17 protein-coding genes and 1 pseudogene are annotated in these 17,981 nt (G+C 70.3%); 17 read left to right on the top strand and 1 reads right to left on the bottom strand.

The features are described from left to right. Window positions 1–244 (top strand): annotated as a pseudogene (locus tag MXD58_RS06040) (cold shock domain-containing protein); the annotation flags it as partial. Window positions 245–247: 3 nt separating this feature from the next. Here the strand turns inward: MXD58_RS06040 and MXD58_RS06035 are convergent. Continuing rightward, window positions 248–457, bottom strand: a complete 210-nt coding sequence (locus tag MXD58_RS06035) for a hypothetical protein (RefSeq protein ID WP_248841224.1) — start codon at window positions 455–457, stop codon at window positions 248–250. A 540-nt stretch (window positions 458–997) separates the two neighbouring features. Between MXD58_RS06035 and MXD58_RS06030 the strand changes: the two genes are divergently transcribed. The 16 genes from MXD58_RS06030 to MXD58_RS05955 all read left to right on the top strand — a co-directional run bounded on the left by MXD58_RS06030 (window position 998) and on the right by MXD58_RS05955 (window position 17,191). Further along, a complete protein-coding gene (locus tag MXD58_RS06030; protein WP_248841223.1) occupies window positions 998–1,609 on the top strand; it encodes an SAF domain-containing protein in 612 nt (203 codons plus the stop codon). A gap of 4 nt (window positions 1,610–1,613) precedes the next feature. Beyond that, on the top strand, window positions 1,614–2,597 hold the full coding sequence (locus MXD58_RS06025; RefSeq protein ID WP_248841222.1) for a CpaE/TadZ family protein: 984 nt from the start codon (window positions 1,614–1,616) through the stop codon (window positions 2,595–2,597). After that, window positions 2,594–4,087: a TadA family conjugal transfer-associated ATPase gene (locus MXD58_RS06020; RefSeq protein ID WP_248841221.1), complete on the top strand. Its 1,494-nt coding sequence runs from the start codon at window positions 2,594–2,596 to the stop codon at window positions 4,085–4,087. The genes MXD58_RS06025 and MXD58_RS06020 overlap by 4 nt, the downstream gene beginning before the upstream one ends. Further along, window positions 4,084–5,046, top strand: coding sequence for a type II secretion system F family protein (locus MXD58_RS06015; RefSeq protein ID WP_248841220.1), 963 nt, complete (start codon window positions 4,084–4,086; stop codon window positions 5,044–5,046). Before MXD58_RS06020 ends, MXD58_RS06015 begins: the two co-directional genes overlap by 4 nt. An 83-nt stretch (window positions 5,047–5,129) precedes the next feature. Next, complete coding sequence (locus MXD58_RS06010) at window positions 5,130–5,858, top strand: xylanase (protein ID WP_248841219.1); 729 nt, start codon at window positions 5,130–5,132, stop codon at window positions 5,856–5,858. Between the two features lie 37 nt (window positions 5,859–5,895). Beyond that, window positions 5,896–6,831, top strand: a complete 936-nt coding sequence (locus MXD58_RS06005; protein WP_250609103.1) for a hypothetical protein — start codon at window positions 5,896–5,898, stop codon at window positions 6,829–6,831. After that, window positions 6,831–7,718 (top strand): hypothetical protein, encoded by an 888-nt coding sequence (locus MXD58_RS06000; protein WP_248841217.1) that lies wholly within the window; start codon window positions 6,831–6,833, stop codon window positions 7,716–7,718. Before MXD58_RS06005 ends, MXD58_RS06000 begins: the two co-directional genes overlap by 1 nt. Before the next feature lie 117 nt (window positions 7,719–7,835). Next, window positions 7,836–8,021: a hypothetical protein gene (locus MXD58_RS05995; protein WP_248841216.1), complete on the top strand. Its 186-nt coding sequence runs from the start codon at window positions 7,836–7,838 to the stop codon at window positions 8,019–8,021. A gap of 29 nt (window positions 8,022–8,050) precedes the next feature. Then, a complete protein-coding gene (locus MXD58_RS05990; RefSeq protein ID WP_248841215.1) occupies window positions 8,051–8,416 on the top strand; it encodes a TadE/TadG family type IV pilus assembly protein in 366 nt (121 codons plus the stop codon). A gap of 29 nt (window positions 8,417–8,445) precedes the next feature. Further along, window positions 8,446–8,856 (top strand): TadE/TadG family type IV pilus assembly protein, encoded by a 411-nt coding sequence (locus MXD58_RS05985; protein ID WP_250609102.1) that lies wholly within the window; start codon window positions 8,446–8,448, stop codon window positions 8,854–8,856. A 26-nt stretch (window positions 8,857–8,882) separates the two neighbouring features. Continuing rightward, window positions 8,883–9,308, top strand: a complete 426-nt coding sequence (locus MXD58_RS05980) for a pilus assembly protein TadG-related protein (RefSeq protein ID WP_248841213.1) — start codon at window positions 8,883–8,885, stop codon at window positions 9,306–9,308. Window positions 9,309–9,492: 184 nt separating this feature from the next. Then, window positions 9,493–10,071, top strand: coding sequence for an A24 family peptidase (locus MXD58_RS05975; protein ID WP_248841212.1), 579 nt, complete (start codon window positions 9,493–9,495; stop codon window positions 10,069–10,071). A gap of 1,385 nt (window positions 10,072–11,456) precedes the next feature. Further along, window positions 11,457–11,777 (top strand): hypothetical protein, encoded by a 321-nt coding sequence (locus MXD58_RS05970; RefSeq protein ID WP_248841210.1) that lies wholly within the window; start codon window positions 11,457–11,459, stop codon window positions 11,775–11,777. Window positions 11,778–11,889: 112 nt separating this feature from the next. Further along, the gene (locus MXD58_RS05965; RefSeq protein WP_250609101.1) at window positions 11,890–12,435 is read left to right on the top strand and encodes a xylanase; all 546 of its coding nucleotides are present in this window, start codon (window positions 11,890–11,892) and stop codon (window positions 12,433–12,435) included. Window positions 12,436–12,437: 2 nt separating this feature from the next. After that, window positions 12,438–13,373, top strand: coding sequence for a hypothetical protein (locus MXD58_RS05960; RefSeq protein ID WP_250609100.1), 936 nt, complete (start codon window positions 12,438–12,440; stop codon window positions 13,371–13,373). Window positions 13,374–13,678: 305 nt separating this feature from the next. Beyond that, window positions 13,679–17,191 (top strand): LysM peptidoglycan-binding domain-containing protein, encoded by a 3,513-nt coding sequence (locus MXD58_RS05955; RefSeq protein ID WP_248841207.1) that lies wholly within the window; start codon window positions 13,679–13,681, stop codon window positions 17,189–17,191. Window positions 17,192–17,981 lie beyond the last annotated feature (790 nt).

Here is a 17,981-nt window from a genome sequence, read left to right as displayed (position 1 = left end):
GTGTGGCGCGGACGTCGGCCGGGACGTGCGCCCCTGGCCGGGCCCGCCGCTGCCCGGCAAGCCGGTCGGCCCGGGTAGTGAGCTGGGCTGCGTCACGGCCAGCGGCGACGAAGCGGCGACGCTGCTGGCCGCGGCGCGCACGGCGGTGAGCACGACCGCGTGGACCTCGGGCGGCAGGCAGTGGAGCGTCAGTTTCCGCCCACTACTCCCCGACGAGTCGTCCTGCGCGGACCTGACGGGGTAGGCGTCAGCAGCGGACCACCATGGCTGGGACGTCACGCGCCTGATCGAGCCGGGTGAGGGCCTCGGGGTCGCTGGTCAGGATGCGGTTGCTCGGACGGGCGAGCAGCGCGACCGTCGCACCCACCACATCGGACGTCTCCCACAAGTCGAGGCACTCGGCGAGCGCCAGCCAGGCCGACAGCCCGCCACGCGCCGTCCTGGGATGTTCGATCACGCCCGTCGACGAGGCCCACCAGCTTCTGGCAACGCAGGCTCAGATCGCGCTGGACGGCCAGGTGGGAACGTCGCAGTCGCGCAGCGGCGCAATCGTGTGCTGTTCCGTCGCATGTCCTGGCGAGTGATGTGTCCTGCGACACGGCTGTCGACTTCTACGTGACAGGACTAGCACGGAAAGACGCAAAAGCGTACAATCCGATCCGCTCTGTGTCGATATCAGGACAGAATGGAGATCCGCGACCGACGAGCACCTGCGACTACTGCGACTTCGGCGGAGGCATGACGTGGTGAAGGGCCGGTGCTGAAACGTGGCGGTGCGGTCAATGCGGTTGCGATCGAGCACTGATGCGGCCCTTCCGCCGCCGGGCTGGCCCGCAGGAGAACAGCTCGGCGGCCGTCGACGAGGCCAGCCGTCAACGACAGCCGGAGCAGGGGGTTCCTGTTGACCAGTACCTACACGCCGGCTGGTGCGGGGGGCGTTGCGCCCGCGGGGCTCGCGTCCCCACGGTTGGCCACGGCGCCGAGGCGTCGGACACCGGTGGGACGGCTGGCGTTCGGCCTGATCCTGGTGTTGCTGTGCGCGGGCGTGCTGACAGTGATGTTCACGCGGGCGCAGCATCGTTCAGCGGTACTCGCGGTGGCGCGGCCGGTCGATGCGGGGCAGACGATCGCGGATGCGGATCTGCGGGTGGCCCAGGTTTCCGCGGACGGTCTGATCACCATCCCCGCGTCCCAGCGAGGTCAGGTGGTGGGCCGGGTCGCGGCAATGGACCTTCGTCCGGGGATGAACCTGACCCCGGACGCGCTGCGCGGTTCCGCGGTTCCGGCCACGGGCCAGACGGTCGCCGGTGTGCTGTTCAAGCCCGGGCAGCTACCAGGCCGGGCGCTGCACGGAGGCGACCGGGTGGAGCTGGTGACGACCTCGACCTCGCAGCAGCCCGCGGAGAGCGCCGACGCCAGCAGCAGCAGCCCGGCCACCGGTGCTCCGACGACGCGGCGGGCACAGGTGGTCACGGTGACGTCGGCAGCCGGATCCGCGGACGGCTCGGTGGTGGTGGATCTCCTACTGGATCAGGCCGACGGCCCAGGGGTCGCGGCCGACGCCGCTGCCGGTCATCTCGCCCTGCTTCTGCTGCCCAGGTCCGGGTGACCGGGTGCTGCTGAGTCTGGTGTCTGCCAAGCACGCGCCGGGGACGACGACGGTCGCAGCCCTACTCATGTGGGCATGGCCGCAGGTGGCGGCCCGCCAGACGCTGCTCGTGGAGGCGGATCCGGCCGGCGGCGACGTACTGCTGGATATGTACGAGGGAGCGGTGCGGGAGCCGGAGGGGCGCGGACTGCTCGCTGCCGCAGTCGATGCCCGGTACGGCATGCGGGCTGGGCAGATCCTGCGGTACGCCATGCGTCTCGACAGCGACGGTCATCGGCTCCTGCTGGCCGGCCTGGCCGATCCTGCCCAGGTGGCGGCCCTGCGGGACACCTGGTCGGAGATCGCCTCGGCCCTCACCGGACTGGGTGGGTTCGATCCACCGGTGGATGTGATCGTTGACTGTGGGCGGCTGGGCTCGTTCGCCCCGCCCGTGCCGCTGCTCGCCGAGCCGGACGCACTGGCGATCGTGCTGCGCCCAACCCTGCGCGACGTCGCGGCCGCGGCGCCGCGGCTCGCGGCGCTACGTGAATCGCTACCGCCGCCGCCCGCCGGGCCGGACCTCGCGGCCGTCCTCGTGGGGGAGGGTCCCTATCCGGTAGGGCGAATAGCCGACTTCCTCGGCGTGCCGGTCGTGGGCAGCCTGCCGCATGACCGCCATCTCGCTGATCGCGGGTTGGGGATCCTGGCCGAGCGCTCCTATCCCCGCTCCGCACTCGGGCGGGCGGCTGCCAGCCTCGCCCGAGGTCTGCATGAACTCCTCCTTGACCGCAGCCGAGCTCTTGTGACGAGCCAGGCATCGGAGCCGACCCGGGCGAGGTACCTGCCCGCACCGATGGCGGGCGTACCGGAGCTGCCGGCCGCGCAGCAGCCGGTCGGCTCACCACCAGTGTCGCCGCGCCTGGGCCTGCCTGGGGTCACTTGCGCGCTGCCACAGGTGCCCTTCATCCCGGACGTCTCGACAGCCCACATCCCGGGGGTGAGGGGATGAGGTCCACGGATTACGTCCTCGGGGGCTGGGACGCCCAACCCGCCCAGCCCCCGCGTCGGCGCGGCACCACAATCGTCCCGCGGGAACAGCCCCCGTCCGCGGGAAGCCCGGACCGTCTTCCCTCGGTGGCGGCCGCGCCGGGCCCGACGAACCTGAGCGCCGCGGACTGGGTGGAGGTCACCCGGATGCGCGAGCTGGTGGCGACCTACCTGGCCGAGTACGGCGAGGCCGATCAGGGTCGCCGGCTGTCGGTGGCGGACATGCGCCAGATCGGCCAGGCGTACATCGCCGAGCTCGTTCGTGACCTGGTCGAGCGGCGCAGCCAGGCCGGGATCCCGCTGTCGGCGGTGGAGGAGGGGGTCTGGCGCAAGGCGGTGTTTGATGCCGCCTTCGGGCTTGGCCGCCTGCAGAACTATGTCGATGACATCGCCAACGTCGCCAACGTCGATGTGTACGGCTGCGACGACGTCGTCGTCGAGTACCGCGGCGGCAGGCTCGCCCGGGTGCCCCCGGTGGCGGCTTCCGACCCGGAGCTGGTCGAGATGATCGCCCGCGCGGCCCGCTACGCCCCACTGTCGAGAGAGTTCTCCGACCGGGCGCCGCTGCTGACGACCCGGCTCGCCAGCGGTAGCCGGCTCACCGCGCAGATGCGGGTAAGCCCGCGCCCCGGCCTGACGGTCCGCAACCACCAGTTCGTCGAGGGCGTCACCCTGGACACCCTCGTCGAGCTGGGCACGATCGACCTGGTGCTGCGCGAGGTGCTGCGCGCCGCGGTCCACGCCGGTTGGAACATCCTGATCAGCGGCGAGCAGGGCGCCGGTAAGACGACGATGCTGCGCTGCCTGTGCGCCGAGACTCCGCCCTGGCAGAAACTCGTCGTGATCGAACGGGAGGCCGAGCTCTTCCTCGAACGATTAGGCCGCCCCGGCCAGGTCGTTCCCCTGGAAGCCCAGGAGGCCAACACCGAAGGCGTCGGCGAGATCACGATGAGCACGCTCGTCGTGCACTCGCTGCGGATGAACGCCGGGCGCATCATCCTCGGCGAGGCCCGCAGCGACGAGATCGTCGCGCTGCTCACGGCGATGAGCGCGGGCACCAGAGGGGCGATGGGCACCATCCACGCGAACCGGGCCGAGGACGTGTTCGCGATCCGGCTGCCGTCGCTGGCGATGATGCCGCCCTACGCGCTGCCGGTGGAGTTCTCCGCCATGCATGCCGCCGCCGGGCTCAACCTCGTCATCCACATCGCGCTGCGTACCGAGCTCGCCGGGGACGGCACCCCGCTGCGCCGGCACCGCTTCGTCACCTCGGTGGCCGAGGTGACGGGTCTGGAAGGCGGTCGGGTCGCCTCGAACACCATTTTCCGGGCCCGCCCGGACGGGCGAGCCGTGCTGGGCGCGGCGATTCACCACCTTGACGAACTCGTCGGCGCCGGACTCGACCCGACCATTCTGGAGCGCTTTCCCGGCGGGCTGTGGGAGCGGACATGACGGTGCTGGTGCTGCTGTTGGCCGCGGGTTTCGCGGGCGGCCTGGTGGTGGTCGCCACTGCGGTGGTGCCGGCCTGGCGTCCTGGCCCGGACGCCACCACCGACCGCTGGCGGCGGCGCTGGCGACGCACGCCGAGTGTGACCGAACGCCGGGTTCGTGACTGGCGACGCGGCCGGCGGGCGCTGATCGCTGGCGGGTCGGGGCTTCTCATCCTGCTCTACCTGCGGATCCCCGCCGCCGCGATGCTGGTGGCGGCGCTCGCCTGGCTCACGCCCACGCTGCTTTCCGGCGCCGCCGAGGCTGAGGCATCGATCGCCCGGCTGGAGGCACTCGCGGACTGGACGCGTCGCATCGCCGACCTGATGAGCAGCGGTGCCGGCCTGGAACAGGCCATGGAAGCAAGCCTCGGTTCCTGTCCGCCGCCGATCGCGGCCGAGGTGGGCGCGCTCGTCGCCCGGCTCACCGCCCGGTGGACGGCCGCGGACGCGCTGCGCGCGTTCGCCGACGACCTCGTCGACGCGGATGAGGTCGTCGGAGCGCTGATCCTCGCCGCCGACGTCGCCCGCGGCGCTGGTCTGCGTCAGGCGCTCATCGCTCTCGCGGAGTCCACGGAGGCCCGCGTCCGGGCCCGCCGGGAGGTGGAGGCGGACCGGGCCAAGCCGCGGGCCGGTGCCCGCACCGTCATGATCATTATCGGGGTCAGTGTCGCTGCGGTGATGCTGCTTGGCCGGCAGTTCCTCCTCCCGTACCGGTCCCTGACGGGGGAGATCGTGCTGATTGTGGACGGCGCGTTGTTCCTGGCCGCGCTGTGGTGGATGCGGACGCTCTCCCGCACCCCACCCGAGCCCCGCCTGCTGCCGCCCTCCAGCGGACCGGCGGCGGCGCAGCGGGTGGGCGACTCGCCCCAGACAGGCTCGGTCGCTTCGGGCGTGCCGGCACGCGGGGAGGAAACGGCCTAAATGATCAATGTGATCGCCTACATCGAGCCGGACCATCGCCCATGACTCGATATCAGCCTGCTCAGGCGCTTACCTGGGTGGAGATGTTGAACAGCATCTACACGCCGGTTGGCGAGGTGGAGCCGGAAGACGCCGGGTCCACGGTGTCCGCGCGGCTGGTGTCAGCGCACCCGCCCACGGTGCGGGTGGCCGTGTCCGGCGCCCCAGCCCGGCGGGAAACCACGCTGCGCGAGATGAGGACCATCCAGCGAGGTCTTCGCGTGCTGCTGATCGGGACGGTGATCGCGGTTGCCGCAGGATGTTCCAGTGCATCGGCCGGCTCGTCGAAGCCCTCTCCAACGACGGCAGCTGCTTCCACGGCGACCCATGCAGCGGGCCCGTCGTCTCCGACGCCAACAGTCACCTCGACCTTCCAGAGCACCGGTGATCCGATCATCGATGCCTATGTTCAGTTCTGGGCGGGGCTTCTGGACGCGCAGACCATTGGTGATCCGCAATATCTGCCGATGACTCAGCACGCTACCGGTCAGGCACTCGCCTGGGCGCAGGAGACGATCCGTGCCTATGTTGCCAATGGCTGGGTGCGTGAAGTTCGGGATGGATACAGAAGCAATGATCGACTGATCAGTCGAACCAGTGATACGGGCCGGGTCGGTGACGTCCAGGACTGGTCGCTATGGCCGTTGCTTGTCCGGGAAACCGGCGAGGCAGTGCTTAACTCCACGCCTCGTCAGTGCATCACCGCCGATCTCAAGCTACAAGGAACCAAGTGGTTGGTCACCACCATCGCGTTCGCTCAAAGCGGGTGCTGACCACATGCGGGCGGTCATGACAGTGGTCGCTGCGGCGGTGTCTGTGAAGCTCGTATTTCTGTCGAGCGCAGAGGCGGCGCAAGGGGGACCGTCGGTCCAATGTGTCGCCGGTGAGCATGCCTACATTCACGACAACGACTACCATATTTGCGTAAAGAACTATCGGTTCCTGCCGGCGCCCTCGCGTCCGCCGAGCGCGACGTCTGAGCGCCAGCAGCGCAGAACTGTCCAAAGTGGTGCTGACGGCAGCTCGGTGAACACGTGCGACAGGCCGAGGACCTGGGACGTGGACGTCGTGAGGAACACCGTTCCTCCGTCGGCCCGGCCGGCGGGAGCGAAGCCGGGCACGGCGGGGCGGTGGGTGTTCGCGACGTGCGCGGGGAAAAACGAGGCGCTGGCGGCGGAGGGTGGCTCCTGGGTGTGGACCGGGCCGATGGGTGCGGCCGCTGGGGCTCCGGCTCCGCCGCTGCCCGATCCGGGAGTGCTGGCGCAGGAGGCGTTTGAGGATCTGCGCCCGTCGGCGCCGGTTATCGACTATCGGCCGCGGTTTCACCCGCAGGCACCGGAGTCGACTCTGGTGGGCCTGCGGACGTTCCTGTGGGCGGACCGCGGCTCGTTGCAGCCGGCGAGCCGGCGGGCGAGCGCCGGGCCTAACTGGGCAGAGGTGACCGCTTCCGTGCAGTCGGTGTCGTTCGAGCCGGGAGACGGCTCAGCTCCGGCGGTCTGTCCGAACGGCGGCACCCCGTACAACCCGGCGCTTTCAGACGAACAGCAGACGGCGGACTGCTGGCATGTGTTCACCAGGCCGTCCTCCAACGGGCCGTTCCAGTTGCGCGCGACGGTGACGTGGGCCGCGACATGGACCGGATCCGGGGGAACGGGCGGCGTCCTGCCCATGGTGTCGACGACAACGGTTCTCGGCGTGACCGTTCAGGAACTCCAGGTCGTGAACCGGGCGGCGGGGCGACCTTGATGATCAATCCAGCCGTCTTTCTCCTCGCGCTTCTGCTCGGGGCCGGGCTGTTGCTGGTCGGGCGGGCACTGGTACGTCCGTCGACGCCGGACCTGTCGATCCTGCTGCGCCCGTCCACACCGGCTTCACCCACACTTCCGGGGTCCGCATCGGGCTGGGAGATGCGGGTGGGGCGGTGGCTCGCGCCGCGCATGCTGCATCCCCGCCTACGTCTGCTGGTACGTCCGCCTCTGGACGATCTGAAGGTGCTGGGTCGGCCGGTGGAGCTCTGGCTCACCCAGAAGATCGTCCTCGCGGTGATCGGCCTGGCCGCACCGACGCTGGTCACTGCGGCGGCAGGTCTTGTCGGCCTGAGTCTGCCGATCGCCATACCGCTCGTTGTGGCGCTCGCGGCGGGGGTGATGCTGTTCCTGCTGCCCGACTGGGTGGTGCGCGACGCCGCCACCGATGCCAGGCGCGAGTTCCGGCACGCGGCGGCGATCTACATCGGCTGGGTGGCGCAGGCCCGATCCGCCGCGGGCGGGCCGGCCGAGAGCCTGGAGCGGGCCGCGGTGGTGGGCCAGGGATGGGCGCTGACCCTGATCAACCGGGCCCTCGTCCGGGCCCGCTACGGAACCCAGTCTCCGTGGGAGGTCCTCGCCGCCCTCGGGCGGGACTACCAGGTCTCCCAGCTGACCGATCTCGGCGGAATCATGAGTACCGCCGGTGCCGGGGCGTCCGTCTACGACACTCTCGTGTCCAAACAGCAGGCCCTGCTCGCCGCCGAGCTCACCGAGGAGAAGGCGCGCGCCAACGAGCGCAGCGAACGGATGGACTTCCCTGTCGTCGTTCTTCTGATCACCTTTGTGCTACTCCTCGGTTATCCGCTTCTGGCCAACATCCGATGACCGCCCCGCCACGGACCCGAAACGCCTTCGTCGGCAAAAGGAAAGGACATCCATCCCATGTTCTCCGTACTACGGACATCCGCCTCCGCCGCAATTCGCCGGCCCACCGGATGGCTGTTGGCCCAGCTGCTCTTCCTGGCCGTGACGGTGTCCGCGCTGCGGGCGCGGCTGGCGGCCCAGGACGACGCCGGCCTGTCGACGCCGGAGAAGGCGGCGCTGACCGTGCTCGGACTCGGGCTCTCCGGCGTTCTCGCCGCCGCCTCCTACTCCTACGTGCGCGGGAAGGTGGGCCAGTTCAAGTAGAGCCGGCCACGTTCCCGGACGACGCCGGGATGCTGACGCCGGAGGCCGCGGCGCTGCTCCCGGTCGTCCTCCTGCTCATCATGACGATCTTCCAGGGGGTCGCCTACTACCAGGCGCAGGAGTACGCCCAGGCCGCGGCCGCCGAAGGGGCGCGGGCGGCTCGCCTCTACGACGGCAGCGCCGCCGGTGGCGAACAGGAGGCACGTCAGCTGCTGGCCCAGACCGGCGGTCAGTGGCTGCTGTCCGGCGCCGCCGTGACCGCTCGCCGCACAGCCGAGACCGCCCAGGTCACTGTTGACGGGACCGCGCCCAGGCTGCTCCCGTTCGTGACGCTGCACATTCATCGTGCGGTCCAAGGGCCCGTCGAACGGTTCGTTCCGGATACCGCTCCGTGATGCCGCTGCGCCGGGGGAGCGAGCGGCCGGTGGATCGGGGCTACGCGTCGGTCGAGCTGGCGGCACTGATCCCCGTCATCGGCCTGCTGATCGTCGCGCTCATCGCCGCGGGGCGATATGGCGTGGCCCGCGAGCAGGTGCAGCAGGCTGCCAGGGAGGCGGCCCGCGCGGCCGCCCTGGCCCGCAGCCCCGCCGCCGCGGAGACCGCCGCCCGCGCGGCGGCGGCCGGCAGCCTCGCCGACTCCACCTGGTCATGCCCCCACTTCACGCTGACCCTCGATGCCGCCGGGCTGACCGTCCCCGTCGGCCAGCCCGGCCAGGTTCGGGTCACGATCGCCTGCCAGGTTCCGCTCCAGGACCTCGCCGGCCTGCCGCTGCCCGGTCAGGACACCCTCAGCGCGTCGTTCAGCGCACCCGTCGACCAGTTCCGCGGACGGTGATCAGGATGGTTCGACGGAGTCGGCCGGTGGGCCCACCGGCCCGGGGCGGCTGTCGCGATGACGGCGGCTATGTGGCGGTGATGTTCGCCGGGATCGTCGTCGCGATCATGACGTCGATCGGCCTGCTGGTGGACGGATCGATCGCCCTGGCCGCCCATCGGCAGGCGAACAACGAGGCCGAGCAGGCCGCCCGGGCCGCCGCGCAGGCCATCGACGTTCGCGGCTTCACGTCCGGGCAGGCCCTCGCGATCGACCCGGACGCCGCCCGGCGGGCGGCCGCCGCCTACCTCGCCGGCACCGGTGACCGCTACACCATCGAGGTCACCGGACCGCGCGAGATCACCGTCACCGTCACCGTCACCACGAAGACGCGGTTCCTCGGAATGGTCGGCGTGGGAACCGTGACCGCGACCGGGACCGGACGATCCCTTCAGGTGGTGGGCACCCGATGAAGGGTGGGAGACCGCCGTGTCGAGCGATTGCCGCCTTGGCCGCGCGCACCACGGTCACGGTGCTCGTTCTGGAAGCCGAATGTCGGTGACTTCCGTTCCGTTCATCGTGGGCACGGCCCTGCTCAGCGGCAGCGTCGTAGCTGCCGGGGCGCCTGCGGCGTGGCGTGTTCCGCGCCGCCGGCCCGTGGTCGACGCCGAGCGGGCATCCGGCGTCTCGCCGGGCCGCGTCACTGGCAGGGAGCTGATCGCGATCTTCGCGGCGGCGTCGGCAGGCGGGGCGGCCGTCGCCACCCGGATCGGGTGGCATCCGGCCCTGGCCGGATTGTTGGTCGCTGTTCAGGGCGGCGTCTGGCTCGCGGTGGTGGACCTGCGGGTCCAGCGCCTGCCGGTGGCGGCGGTGGGCGCGATCACGGCGATGACCGCAATCCTTCTCGGGCTGGCCGCCTACCTGCAGGAGGAGACCGCGCGGCTGCTGCCTGTACTCGGCGGCGCAGCGGCGATGCGGCTTGTTTACCGCGTGAACCAGGCTTCCATTGGCGGGATGGGCGCCGGGGATCTGCGCCTGGCGTATCTGCTGGGCGGGATCGGTGGATGGGCTGGCTGGTGGGGCTGGATGGCGGCGGCGGTGGTGCCGTTCGTGCTGTCCGCTCTCGGTGGCGGGCTGATGCTCCTGCTCGGTCGTCGGCGGGGAGGCGAGCCGGTGCCGTTCGGTCCGGCAGTCGCCCTGGGCATGGTCGTCGCGGTTCTCCTTGTTTCTCGATAGCGATCCTCGATGACTGCCCGCGGTGCGGCAAGGCGAGTCCAGGGAACTGGGTACGCCATGAAAGGGGAAGGGATGGGAATGCGTCACAGCAGGTCACGGTTGCGGTTGTGGTTCCCCAGCGGTTCTGGCCGCGATGCGGAACGGCGGGGAGGCGGCGCGAGGGATTCGCGGGGCGCGGCGACGAGCTTCTCACTGCTCGTCGCAGTCCTGCTGATGGTCGCCGGCTGCTCGTCGGACGGCGGTGGCACTGCACTGGCGCCTTCCCCGTCGGTGCCTGCGCAGCGGCAGGTGGAGTCACCGCGACCGTCGTCGACGCCGTCCCCGGGAACCGCCATGTTCGCTACTAGCGGAGACCCGGTGATAGATACGTACGTGCGCTTCTGGACGGGATTCATCGATGCCCAGGCGGAGAGCAACAGGAACTTGCCGGCTGTGGCGCAGAACAGCACCGGACAGGCTTTGTCCTGGGCCCAGGATGCGGTCGACGCCTACGACGCGAACGGGTGGGGGCGGCATATCATTCCCGGCTACAGAATTGACCCCAGAGTCGTGGACAGGTCCGCCGAAAGCGCGCGGATCGTAGATCCACAGAACTGGGATCTGTGGCCATTGGAGGTCGTTGAAACCGGTAAGGTTGTTCCGGGATCCACCGGACCGAAGTGCATTACCGCCGGATTCATCCGGCGTGACGGAGTCTGGCTGGTCAGCACTCTTACGTTCGCGCAGAGTAGTTGCTGATGCGTCTTCGAGGGGTGCTGGTGATCGCCATCCTCGCTGCGGCAGCGACCGCGGTCCTGGCGGCTGGCAGCTCTCCGGGGGCCTCCGCTGCGGCGACTGGCGTTACCTGTCCGAATGGCAGAACCGCGATACTGGGGCCCGGGGGATATGTGGTGTGCGCGGACACGCGGAAACCCGGGCCGGGCGCCGGGGCATCTCCGCGGCGTGCTGTTCCTCCGGCCCGGGGGGCGACGGTCCCGTCCGAGCGCGTGATGCCGCCCACTCCGCACTGCACGTTCTACAACAACGATCCCGTCCATGGCACGGGTCCACCGAGCGGCGCGCCGGCGGAGGCGAGATCCGGTTCGACCGGTGAATGGCGGTTCCGGATCTGCGCGGAGGCTGATCCGGGGCCAACCGGGGGTGGTGGCTGGCTTTGGACAGGTCCCGTAGGCGCAGCCGGGGGCGTTGCGACGGATCCGGGGGTTCTGGCCCAGGAGGCTTTTGGCCAGCTGCACCCTCCGAATCCGACTGTGGATTTTCGGCCGCGCTTTCATTCGGGTGGCCCGGAGGCGACTCTGGTGGGGGTTCGGACTTTTCTGTGGGTTGACCACGGTGGTCGCAGGGCGATGACGAGAAGGGCGGAGGCCGGCGCGAACTGGGCCGAGGTGACCGCCGAGGTGAAATCGGTGGTGTTCGATCCCGGTGACGGCTCCGCCCCGGTGACGTGTGCGAACGGCGGCACCCCCTACGATTCTCGCCTTGCGCCTGAACAGCAGGAAGACGATTGCTGGCACGTGTACAGCCATCCGTCGTCGCGGGGCTCGTTTCGTCTGCGGGCGACGGTGACCTGGTCGGCGACGTGGACCGGGTCCGGAGAGACCGGCGGTGTGCTGCCAGAACTAACGGTCACGGCGAATGCCGCGGTACCCGTCCAGGAGGTCCAGACGGTCAACGGATCCGGGGTGCCGAGCCACCGTGCCGGCTGAACCGTGGATCTGCAGGTGACGCACATGACCGGAAGACGTTGACGACAGGGAGACCACCGTGGCCGCCGTTCCTCCTTCTCCGCCTCGTTCGACACGTCGATCCCGGGTTTGCGTGAGCCTGCTCGGCGTGGTGCTTCTGGGTGGTGTGCTCGTCGCGGGGTGCTCCGCGTCGGGCGCGGAATCTCCGCCAGCGACGTCTCCAGGCACCGGACCGACGGCATCGGCGAACTCCTCCACCGTGCGGCCGTCGCCGGAGCGGACGAGCACGGGTGACGTGGTGAACGACGGCTATGTGCTGTTCTGGCAGGCTTTCATCAACGCGCAGACGAACTGGGATCCGAATTTGCCGGAGTTGGCGCGGCACGCCTCCGGACAGGCCCTCTCCTATGCGCGTGAGTCCGTGACGGCGGCCCGGACCGAGGGCTGGGTGCGCGTCGTCAGGGACGGATTCCAGATCAACTCCCGAGTGGTCCGACGTCAGGGGGACACGGCGCGGGTGAGTGATGTTCAGGACTGGTCGAAATGGCCGCTGCTCGTGGGCAACTCCGATGAGGTCGTGCCCGGCTCCACCCCTCGTCAGTGCATCACCGCGGGGATGGTCCTGCGCGGCGGCACCTGGGTCGTGGACACTCTGACCTTCGCCCCGAACACGTGCTGACCGTGCGACGTCAGGTGTGGTCGGCGGTCCTGGTGGCGGCCGTCCTCGCCGTCGGGTTGGCCGCCGCGCCGCCGCCCGCCCGAGCCAGCACAACATGCTCGGACGGCCAGCGCGCGGTTAGCGGTCCCAACGGTTTTGACATCTGCGTCAACCGCCGTAGAACGGTGCCGGTGACACCGGCCGCCTCGTCCGCCCCGGTGCGCCCCACATCGTCCGGGGAACAGGGACCAGCAGAGGACAGCTGCCCCATCACGAGCGTCGCGAGTGCCGATGTGTTCTCCGGCACCGAACCGCCCAGCGGGCCGCCGCCCGGGGCGGCTCCCACTGGCCGATGGAACTACCTGATCTGCGGGGAGAACGCCAACCCCGGAGTGGGCGCGGCCGCGGTCGTGGGTGCATGGGTGTGGACGACGGCGGCCCAGCAGGTCGTGACCGATCCTCGGCAACTCGCCCAGCAGGCCTACGACGAGCTGCGTCCACCCACTCCCCTCGTGGACTTCCGCCCCCGCTATCACGCCGGGCAACCGGAGGCGACGTTGGTGGGCCTACGGACGTATGTCTGGGTGACGGAGGCGTCGTTGCGGACCGCCAGCAAGCGGGTGGCGATCGGAGCGACGTGGGCGCAGGTCACCGATATGGTGCGGTCGGTGACGTTCGATCCGGGAGACGGTTCGGCGCCGGTGGTGTGCCCGGACGGGGGCGTCCCCTACGACCCCGCGGCGGCGCCCGACCAGCAGGTCGCGAGTTGCTGGCATGTCTATACACGACCGGGCTCGTACTCGATGCGCGTGTCGGTGACATGGGCAGCGGTCTGGACCGGGTCCGGCGGCACGGGAGGGACGCTGCCCGCCCTCATCGTCACCGGGAACGTCGCGGTCCCCGTCGAGGAGGTCCAGAGCGTCAATGGTGCTGTCACGTCGGGCGACCGAACGGGCTGACGCACCACCGGGCGGATCGCTCCGGCCACCTGACCCGCTCATCATGGTGGCACACATGATCGAAAGACGTTGACGACAGGGAGGCCGTCGTGGCCGCTGTTCCTCCATCTCCGCGTCGGCCGACGCGTCAGTCAGTTCCCCTAGCCGTTCGCGACGTTGGCGCCCGCCGTCGGAGGAGGCCAGGTCGGCTGGCAATTGGCTTCGCGGCACTGGTCGGACTGCTGATCCCGCTCGTCGTCTTTCCCGCTGTCGCCTGGCACTATCTCGGCTCCCCGATTCCGGGTTCCCTGCCGTCCTCCACGGAGGTGGGCCACCGTCTGCTCAGCCCTGACGACGGCACCGTCGTGCTGGGCGCTGTCCGGGTGCTGTTCTGGCTGGGCTGGCTGGTCTTCGCGGGGTGCGCGCTGCTCGACGTCATGGCACAGGCGCGGCGTCGTCCCACTGTGCGTCTGCCTGGCCTTGGCTGGATGCAGGCCGCCACCGGGCCGTTGATCGCCACTGTCGCGTTGCTCGTGACCGCGGCCCCCGGCATGGCGGCGGCCGCCGGGCCGGGCAACATCGGTTTGTCCGCGCACCCTGTGACCGTCAGCGCACCGGTCGCAGGCCCGCAGCCCGCGGCCCTGCCTACCGCCTCGATCACGCGGTCGACGGCGCCGGCCGACGATCTGTTCTACCCGGTGCGGGACGGGGACTCGTTGTGGGCGATCGCTGGCCGCCACCTGCCCGCCACCGCGTCCTGCCCGGATCCGCACCTGCGCTGGCAGGAGATCTTTCAGCTCAACCGGTCGGAGCTCGTCCACCCAGACGGCCGATCGTTCGCTGACCCCGACCTCATCAACCCGGGCTGGAAGCTGCGCATGCCGGCGGACGCGACGGGTCTGGCCAGCCAGCCGAGTGCCGCACCGTCCGGCACGTCACCGCCCTCCACCCCGGCGCCATCTCCGCCCTCTCCGGGCGACGCCGCTCCTGGTCTGATCGCGCCATCCCCATCTGCCACCCCTGCCCCGCAGGCCCCCGCCCCGCAGGCCCCCGCCCCGCAGGCCCCGACCGCGCAGCCTGCCGTTCCGGGATCGGCTAGCCCACGTTCCGCCGGCCAGGGCCCGACCGCACTTCCCACGGCACCCTGGGGTCCGTCGACGACGACCGTCGGCCCGTCGGGGATCCCCGTCGCGCCCCCAATGGCCACACCGCCGACGACGATGCCACCAGCTCCGATCACCTCGCCGCCGATCACTGCTCCGGGCCAGTCCTCCGCGCCGGCCACCGGCCGGACCGACGGTTCCGGTGACGGTCTGGCGCAACCGACCCCGTCCGCCGGCGGATCATCCGCCCCGGCAGCCGCTCCGGTGGGGCCCGAGGCGAATACCCCCGACGAGACGCACCAGGCGCCCGCGTACCGACTACCGCTGGAACTGCTCGGCGCCGGCCTGACCGCGGCCGGGTTGATCTGGATGCTGCGCCGCCTGCGGCTGCGCCGGCAACTCACCGCCGACCTTGGCGACGTCCCGCCGCTGCCGTCGCGGGAGGCCGCGGCGGCCGAGGTCGCCGCGACCGCTGGGGCGGACCTGGACGGCGCCCAGTTCCTCCACCTGGCCCTGCTCGCTCTTGCCGCGGCCGCCGAACGCGACGGTTACGACCTGCCCGACCTTTATCTGGCCCGGCTGACAGGCGACGCGCTCGACCTGACCTTCGCGACCCCGCCGTCCATGCCCCCGCCTGCGCCGTATGCGCGGATCGACGAAGTCTGCTGGCGCCTCGGTCGTACTGTCGGCCACAGTGTGCTCGACCCCGACGGCAACCTCGCCGAGACGGTGATCGCTCCTTACCCTGGTCTGACCCTCCTCGGCTACACCGCGGCCGTCAGCTCCGAGCGCACGGCCGTGCTCGTCGACCTGGAGCAGGTGCGTTCGGCGAGCGTGCTGGGCCCTGACCACCGGGTCGCGGACGTTCTGCGTTTCGCCGCGCTAGGGCTCGGCACCAGCGGGTGGGCCACCTGCCTGCGCCTGACCCTCGCCGGCTTCGAGGAGAACCTCCCGGCCGGCGACGCGGTGCGGGTCCGGACCGATGCGGAGCTCGCGATGACGCTGGCTGTGCTCGACGCCCAGGCCACCAGCCAGCAGGCCCGGCTCGACAACGGAGCGCCGTCGATCCTGGCCGCACGACTCCACGGGGCCGGGCCCGACCCCCAGCTTCTCCTGCTGGCCGAGGCACCCGACGACCCGGAACTCGCCGACCGTCTCGACGCACTGGCCCGGCCTGGCCCCCGCGTGGGCATCGGCATCCTCGCCGCCGTGGCCCTGCCCGACCCCGGCATGGTCATCACCGTCGACGACGACGGGTTGCTGCACATCGCCGACGAGCCCGCGCCGGTGGCCGGAAGTCTCGGCCTGGCGGCGTTCTCGGCCGTCGCCGAGGCGATCAACACGGCCACGGCGGCGTGCGTCCCGAAACGGACCATCACGGAGTCCCAGCACACCGGCCCCTACGACACCGACCCCTACGACACCGACCCCTACGACACCGACCCCTACGACACCGAGCCGCACGACACCGAGCCGCACGACACCGAGCCGCACGACACCGCCTCCGACAGAGCGGGACACACCGTCCTCACTCCCGATCCGGCGCCCATGTGGCATCCGGAGTTCGTCGAGTCGGTCGAGTCGTGGGAGCAGGCCGAGTCGCCCCCGGAGTTCGCGCAGCCGGACCCGGAAGGCGAGGACGAGGACGAGGACGAGGACGCGGCTGCGGACGCCCGGGACGCGGAACCGGCGAGCGACGAGTCGTTCGGGGCGTCCGAGTGGATCGGGGCGCCCTTCGAGGCGTGGACATCGCTTCCGGAGCCGCCAGGTCCGGCCGCCATGCCATCCGACCGCCCGGTGCTACCGCCCACCGAGGCATCAAAGCCCACGCCTACCGAGGCCGTGCTGTCTCCGCCTGCCGAACAGGCCGCGGCAGGCCCCGTCCCGGCGCCGCCCGTGCTCATCCGTCTCATGGGCGCGGTGGCGGTCGACGGTTCCGGCCGGGCGCCCACCAGCAGGTCGCACCTGCGTACCGCCACCGAGATCCTGGCCTATCTCGCGCTGCACGAGGGCGCCGCGCAGCGCCAAGACCTGATCGACGCGCTGTGGCCGGCGGGTCGGATCGATGCTGCCGGCCGGGAGCTGCCACAGCCGACCCGCAAGACGCAGTTTGCGCACGTCTCCCGCGCGCGGGCCCTCGCCGGCACCGACAGCGGTGGCAACCCGCGCCTCGCCGACGCCGACCCGGGGGAGCCGCTGCGGCTGTCCCGCGAGGCGATCACCGACTACCAGCTGTTCTGCCAGAACCGCGACGCCGTCTGGGACCGCGCCGGCGACGATCTCATCGCCGGCCTGCAGTCCGCCCTCGACCTCGTCCGCGGTCCGCTGCCGAAGCCGGAGACCCGCCATGGTGTGCAGGGCGGCTGGCTGTGGCTGTCCACCACCTCCGCCTACCATCATCTGCCGCCGACCGCGATCGAGGCCGCGGTCCGCCTCGCCGAGGCCTACCTGCATGCCGGCGACGCGGTGCGGGCCCGCGACGCCGTGGTGAAGCTGCTCCAGTTCTCCGAGCCGGAATTCGTCTTCGACGAGCGGCTGTGGCAACTGCGCCTGCTCGCCGACTTCCGGACCGGCGGCGACGAGGCGGCCTGGGCGACCGTCGGACTGCTCGAGTCCATGCTGCGCGACCGGGCCCGCTACATGGACGACGAGGAGTTCGGCGAGATGAGCCCCGAACTGGCCGAGTTCATCGCCGAACTCCTCGACACCCGCCCCGCCACCGCCAGCAGCCTCTGACCAGGCACTATGCCGTCGGAATCGAGTAGGCGCGCGGTCGCCGAGAACGACACCCGGGCGACGGAAGCGGATGATCCATAACGTCATTACCAGCAAGTATGGGGACGTCCTTGACGGTGAACTATGAGCGACTAACGCTGAAGACCGACTTTTGGTGGATGCTTTGATTCGAACCCACGTCCCCTCGAATGAAGTCACCGCTTCTGGATATGCGCCTATCTACCACGACACACGTGCGCGCATGGAGCAGGTTTTCGGCGCTCGCAGTGAAAAGCACTGGCCGGCAGGTGAGCAGACTTGTTCGAAGTGCTACAGTGTGACTCCTGCGGTAACGCAGGTACCGAACTCACCGGCGCCGCAAGTGCAGGTCGAGAAAACCTGCCTTCAGCCTGTGATAATGACAGTGGATGCCGGGTACCCGTGCTTGGGTGAGACGCTCGGCTAGGCGCCAGGATCGCGACTGGCGATGCCCGCCATTCTGTCTATTCAGGCCAAGAAGTCTCGCCCGGGTGCCTCCGGGTTGATCGAAAATTCGTGGGAGTAGATTCTCGCCGGTCTTGGACATCGGACTGGCCCGCCGACCCCGTTTACGGCAGTAGCTGAAGCATCTACGGAAGGCAAGGGATGGAGAAAATTGAACCGCCCCGGGTCCCGTAGAGAGCCAGATATTTAGACTCTGGCGACTATATCGGTTTCGTTCTGCAAATAGAAGGGGGATTCAAACTCGGCGGGTGGCATGTTTCCACAGCCACTGTGGATCCGCCGGTTGTTGTACCAGTCGACCCACTCG

This window comes from Frankia sp. AgKG'84/4 (genome assembly GCF_023242965.2).
In the GTDB taxonomy this organism is placed as follows: Bacteria; Actinomycetota; Actinomycetes; order Frankiales; family Frankiaceae; genus Frankia.
This window is presented reverse-complemented; position numbering and strand designations above follow the sequence as displayed.

Coding starts and splice junctions, on each gene's coding strand:
- MXD58_RS06020 (WP_248841221.1), top strand. CDS start 2,594: ATGAGGTCCACGGATTACGTCCTCGGGGGCTGGGACGCCCAACCCGCC.
- MXD58_RS06015 (WP_248841220.1), top strand. CDS start 4,084: ATGACGGTGCTGGTGCTGCTGTTGGCCGCGGGTTTCGCGGGCGGCCTG.
- MXD58_RS06010 (WP_248841219.1), top strand. CDS start 5,130: ATGTTGAACAGCATCTACACGCCGGTTGGCGAGGTGGAGCCGGAAGAC.
- MXD58_RS06000 (WP_248841217.1), top strand. CDS start 6,831: ATGATCAATCCAGCCGTCTTTCTCCTCGCGCTTCTGCTCGGGGCCGGG.
- MXD58_RS05990 (WP_248841215.1), top strand. CDS start 8,051: ATGCTGACGCCGGAGGCCGCGGCGCTGCTCCCGGTCGTCCTCCTGCTC.